This is a genomic window from Rubritalea tangerina, assembly GCF_042683245.1.
GTDB classification, from domain to species: Bacteria; Verrucomicrobiota; Verrucomicrobiia; order Verrucomicrobiales; family Akkermansiaceae; genus Rubritalea; species Rubritalea tangerina.
Genome location: NZ_JBHUJB010000003.1, coordinates 1 through 6,432, shown reverse-complemented (window position 1 = coordinate 6,432; position 6,432 = coordinate 1). Strand labels below are relative to the sequence as shown.

General features: G+C 49.4%; 2 protein-coding genes. Both read right to left on the bottom strand.

Going from position 1 to position 6,432, the window contains the following annotated elements; translation table 11 throughout:
* Window positions 1-156: 156 nt before the first annotated feature.
* Complete coding sequence (locus ACFSW8_RS00055) at window positions 157-606, bottom strand: hypothetical protein (RefSeq protein WP_377090849.1); 450 nt, start codon at window positions 604-606, stop codon at window positions 157-159.
* 15 nt (window positions 607-621) lie between these two features.
* Entirely contained in the window at window positions 622-6,420 is a 5,799-nt protein-coding gene (locus ACFSW8_RS00050; RefSeq protein ID WP_377177138.1) for an RHS repeat-associated core domain-containing protein, read from the bottom strand.
* Window positions 6,421-6,432 lie beyond the last annotated feature (12 nt).

The window sequence follows — 6,432 nt, the reverse complement described above, 5'->3', positions numbered from 1 at the left end:
ACTCACCTTTGCAAGCTTTTTATTTACTTATTTTCAATCAGTTATGCTTAAGTGAACGCGCATGGGGATTCGGTTGGTTGCCATAAAAAAAATCCCACCCATTGCTGAGTAGGATTTTGGAAATGCTAGCACTCACGAGAGGAAGATGAGCACGGGTTAGTTGTTAGTAAGTCTCTCGATCTCCTTTGCCATACCTGATATTAATTCTCTATGGTTTTTATATTTATCAATATTAGCACTAAATAATACTTTTTTCGAATCACCAGTTACAATAACTGGTAAATAAGAAAGTTCATGTTTTTTCAAGAAATCAAGGTATTCATTTTTTTTTGTACTTATTTCAAAAAACACAATGCTGCGTTGCGTACCCCCAATTACAGGCTTCATAGCTTGAATTAGAATTTCTTGTATCAAGTTAATAGCTGGATCATTTTTCTGATAAAATATTAACAAAGTTTTGCCCCGCTCTCCGTGTTTAATTATTTCTTCTGGGGTTCTCTTATTTGAATTAAACTCCAATCGATAGCTCTCATCAGACTCTGCTATCTGAACCGTAGATAAAATACAAAGGAAGATGCAAATTTGTTGACGTACATTGATCATCATTTAACAAGGTTAACTTTATTTTACTTCTACCAACTTTTTGTCGAAATCTGGGGCAGTCTGTAAGCTGATTTTTTCGTCTTTTACTTCTCCGCAGCATTCTACAACTACACCATATTTGATATGGTACATAGGGTCACTAGCCATATTGGTTCCCACTTTCACAGTGCCATTAAACCAACCGCCAACACAAGGGACAGAGCCAGTTGAAAGTTCACCTTCGAAGCTGCTTCCTTTGCCTATTCGATTCCCATTTTCATCATGCTTACCATTCCATAAAATTTCACTACTACCTTTAACAGCTATTGGAATATAGTTCGGATGCTTTCCAACTGCACTTCCGTGATGCTTCATTCCTGGCACTTTTGCTTTTCCGTTATATGGATCACCTTTATACGGATTTTTTCCTTTTCCCTTACCTCCTCTTGACATGGTGGAATCATGCTCATTTACCCATTTGAAGGTAATCTTGCCAGACACGTCACCCGTACAGTCATCTATGGTTTCACCCTTACATGATGAGCTATCTAACTCAAAACAAACTGTGATCCTGCCAATTATGACATTCTCATATTGCTCATCAAAATCTTTGATGCCATCATGTCCAGACGGTGCAATTTCATATTGAATATACTCTTTACACTTTAGACCCAACTCATCCCATCTCCCAACAGGATCATTCCCAACAAACCCATACAAATTAATCCCACCAGCTTCCTCAATCGGATCCCTTGAGAGCCATCTTCCAAGTGTAGGATTGTAGTGTCTGTATTTGTAGTAATGCAGCTTGGTGTCACTGTCATAACGACGACTATTCCAAGTGACTTTATTATCGATAGCACTCGTTGCTAACTCATTACCTGAGGTGTTATAAATCTCTACTTCACCGAAAGCATTGTAGCGATAGTGTTCGAGGATGTCCCCTGAATCATCTGAGACTGCGTACACATGATCGAGGTAGTTTTTGTGATACCACTCCATCTTGAACTTACTGCCTTCAACTGCTCTAGCAATGATAGTGTTGAGTGCAGTTGGGTGTGCCCATAGATCGTTCTGGACTGTGCTCTGAGTACTGTTGTGCTCGTGCTCAGCCACTTCTTGATCTCCCCACCAAGTGTAGAAGGTTTCATCGGTTCCATTGTCAATGAGCACCCGTCTTCCGAGTGCATCGTAAACCATGTCCACGTCGGTATTGTTGTCCAGCTCCACGCGCTTGAGGCGATTGTCTAAATCGTAGATGTACACATTACCTTGGTCATCCTCGGTGAGGTTGCCACGGTCATCGAAAGCCGTGTTATTGCCCGCGACTGCGGTAAGTTCGTTGTCGTCGTTATGGCTACGATTTTGGACTGTGCCGTCGATGGTTGTACTCGTCCAGTTGCCTGCATCGTCGTAGTTCCAACTCTGTGTTTCAGGGCTGTTGGTGTCGATAGCACCTGTGCGGTTCCATGCTGTAACGCGATTGCCATCGTCATAGCTCGCGGTGAAGGATGCATCTTGCATCACTCCTCCTGTGACGGTCTCTGCTGTGATTTGTTTGTCCACTGCGTAGCTATAGCTCAATTCGAGATCTTCAATGGATTGCGTACCATCGAGCACGAAATCAAAGGTACGAAGATGATCGCTTCTACCATAAGTGATGCTGTGTGTCAGCCCATTTCCAAGAGTCTGATGGGTGAGACGGTAGCCATCGTCGTGGATTTGAGTGAATACCGACTCTCCCTCATAGCTGCTAGATGCCACGAGATTACGCGCATCGTACACCCATGTTTGGACTTTGCCGTCTTGGAAAGTTTGGCTGATCGGGCGGTTTGCGGCATCGTACGTACGTGCCGTGGTGTAGGTTTTGCCTTGGTAGCTGATGCTCTCACTGAGTGGTGAGCTATCGGCTGCATAGGTATGCGCTGTCGTCACGCTGTAGCGTCCCTTGCTAGAAGTGAGGAGGCGGGATGCGGCGTCGTAAGTGAAGCTGTCTTCACTCTCTGTGATTGTACCGCCAGTCTTGTAGACGCGCTTCTCTAGACGCGATGCCATGTCGTACTCGCTGATGTGATGGTGATTGTCTTGGTCAATCTTGAGCGTGAGACGACGAAGTGCATCGTAGGCATAATCTAACACATCGTTAGGTGTTGGATTCGTCTTACGCGACTTCAGGTTGCGTGCATTGTATTCCCAAGTACGGGTATTGCCATTGCCGTCATTGAGGCTCGTGAGGTTGCTATTGGCATCGTAGGTGTAGTCGACAACGATTTGATTCGGGTCCGTTGTCGAAACTAAGCGGTTGCGCGCGTCATAGCTCTGCGTTGTGACATTGCCTTGCGCATCCGCAGAAGAAATGACCTGAGATGCCGCATTGTAGAGCTTGTAGCGGTCCACCCCATCGGCCTGCTCCTGAAGGTCGGCGCAAGTGACATCGCGGTTGAGCGCATCGAAAGTACAATCTTGTCCAAGCCCGTTAGGGTCACGGGTGCTGACCAGGTTCGAGTTCGCATCGTAAGCGCGGAATGAGAAGCTTCCGATAGCGTCTTCTGAAGCAATTGATCTACCTACTCCGTCTGTGTATGACGTGTTGGAGTTTCCTAGAGCGTCCGTTTGGGTTGTGGCGAGGAGATCGCCAGGAATGCTGAGTGTTGAATTTTGAGTGTTGAGTGATGCTTCTGTTACGACTTCGTCGTAATGGACAGTTTGGATATCACCTTCAGGGTTGATGCTGAGGATGGTTCTTCCCGCTCCGTCAGTGACGCGCACCGACTTCTCGCCCGCGGGATTCGTCACTTCCACAGCAAAGCCATTGGCTCCTGCCCCAAGTGTCGTGCCACGATTGGTGAGCTCGGTGAATTGCGCTGCGTAGCTGGCATCGATGCCCACACCATCGGTGAGGTCTTCATCGTAAAGGTAGCTGGTAGTGAGACCTGAGGAGGCGGATACTCCATCTAATCCAGCAATCGGGACCAAGGTGTCATTGGTTCCATTTTGTTGGTTTAAATTCTCGCGAGCATGGTCAATTACTTCGCCCAGCGGTGTGAGCCAACGTGTGGTGTAGGTTGGGCGTCCACGTCCGTCGTAGCGGGTGGTGGTTTCCTGAAGCGTTTCCGCATTCACAGGGTTGTGGTAATCTGCGCTATTAGGAACTGCGGAAACAGTCGCCGTGTGGGTCACATTCCCATTGTAATCTGTGTTAGAGATGGTGGTGGATGTGCCGTCTCTGTCGATGGTGGCCTGGAGTCGGCCACAGCACGCGTGCCAGAGTTGCTGGAGGATGTTCCCGCGGAAGTCTGTGTGTTTGTCGAGCTTTCCATCGAGGAGGTAGGTCCATGATTGCGTTGCTTCCACCTCAGAGCCTGCGGCTGTGGTGTGAGAAGCTTTCATGTTTCGTCCATTGTAGGTATAAGTCTCTACCGCACGTAGATTGGTCTGTCCGCCATTGCCATCGTCCACGCTCTCCGCAAAGTAACGAGGAAGACGTTGTTCAATGACATTCGAGTTGTCATCGTAATCGGTTTCAGAACGAATTTCTTCTGGGGTTCCAACGGCGCGCACCGTGAGGGTGTTGCGACCGAGTTGATCGTACTCCATCCAGGTCTTGTTGCCACGCGCATCTGTTTGGAGTAATCTTTGTCCTTCGGCATCAAAGATTACATCAGTGATGAGATATTTGTGATTGGTGATTGTATTGTCTCTAACGAGATTCTTTAGGAAGAGGTCACGTGGACAAGTGTAGGTGACTTGGTGGGTTCCTGCTGTGACAAGACTATTGCCGTCTTTATCTGTGAGGCTGTAGCTATGTGCTGTCGCCGACTGGCTCGCATTTTCAACAATCGCCGGCACATTAGTGAGTCCGTTAGGCACAGTCTCAGTCACTGTGCGTGTGATCCTGTCATTTTGATCGTAGAGGAAGTAAGTCTTGCGGCCATAGGCATCGGTGCTGGAACGACGACGCGAAAGCTGGTCGTACTCCGTGCTCGTGCTCAATGCCGTATCCGCGTTGACCTGACGCGTCGTGCCCACCACTCGGTTGCGGTGGTCAAAAAGATAAGTCGTTTTCTCACCATTGATCGTACAGGTTTCCTTTTGGCGTGTGCCTTCCAAATACGTGCACTGCTCTAGCGACTCCTCGGGAGTGCCAGCCGCCAAACGTGTCTCAATCGCTCTATCCGCGAGGTCGTATGTGTAGCTCGTGAGAATGCCATTGCGGTCGGTGCGCGATGTCACCAAATCAGTGCCAGCTTGGTAGTGCACCAACTCGGTCGAGCCGTCATTGTAAGTGGTTTTCACGACTCGGCTCATCACATCGTACTCGTAAGAAACCGTTCTCCCTACTGGGTCTGTGGTGCTCACCACACGACCAAAGGAATCATAGCTATACACCGACTCAGGTCGCGTGCCGCCCTCGACATCCGCAGCAGCAATTTTTTTGATCAAATAACCTGCCGCATTGTAGACGTACTGGGTGTTGTGTAATTCCGGCTTGTTCGCATCGTAAAGTGCATCGCGCTCTTCGATCAACTGCCCTCGGCTGTTGTAGACATAGCTCTTGGTGCTCTCTTCTGCTGAGCCCACTCCCCGGGTGCTCGTGAGACGATTCCCCTGCAGGTCATAGCTATGCACGCTGCTACGACCGAGACGGTCTACTGAGCTCAATGGCATCGCAAAGGTGTTGTGCGTCACACTGTTAGTAGATCCATCTGCTAGTACCCTTCCGACAACTTGCTGGGTGATCGGGTTGCGGGTGACCGCCTTGCCCCGCCCAAGCCCATCGGTCATTGCCGTAGCATAGCGCGAGCTCGCATTCACCTGAGTGCGGACGTTTTCTTTGGCCCACGCAGTCGTGTCAGTTGCCGTGAAGAAGTGGCTGTCGCGTCCAGCATCCGGCTTCAGGAACCCATACTTGGTAATGCCATGGGCCGCCTCAGAAATCTCAAGGTGCATGTACTTGTTGCCCCCCACATAGCTGAAGCGCTGGAAAACAGAATCCGTACCCAAACGATACGTGAAAGTCGCTTCCCCCTCTCCATTCTTGGAATAACGTAACTTTCGTGGCACCGTCGTCACAGCATTGCCCGCATAATCAAATCCCGTCTTCTGGGTGAAGTATAACTTCTTCTGGCGGCTTCCTGGACGCGCATTGGGCTCAACAACTGAGAGCTCTAGCAAATTGGGACCAGCCAGTGCGCCGACCGTCCAAGTCGTTTGGCCTCCATTCGGGTGATTGACTTTGGAGAGCACGGGATTACCAAGATCCCCCATATCCGCATACTCATAGGTAGCGTGTTCACCATTCGGAAAATCAATGCGCGAGATTACCCACTGTCCCGCCTGCTCAATCGTCGTGATCTGCGCAGAGCGACCATAGGCATCAGTGATCGTGGACTTGCGCTTGTATTGCTCAAGGTCCGCAACGGCACCTAAGGGCTGAGCCACCGCGTAGTCGATCGTCGTGGCATTGCCATTGCGATCCATCAAAGTCACCAGACGCCCATGCCCCTCACCATTCGACTTCCAAATGATTTCATAGTGCTCCGAGGAGCCATCGTGGTGCATGAGAATCGCACTCTGTGCTTGATCCCGGTTCGTCCCCGAAGTGATCAATACCCCGCTCGCATCATAAAGAAAAACACCAAACACGTGCTTGCCTACCGCCTGCAAGTCCACCCAAGCCTGGCGCGATGCATCATAGTGCATCTGACCTAACTTTTCAGACGTGCCCACATCCTGACGTTTCAGGAAACTCTTATTCCTGCGCAACCAAAGGCTGCGGTCATAATTCTCAAATCCAGAACGCAAGCCAAAGCTCCCCGCATTGTCGTGGCTACGCACACGCGTGTAACG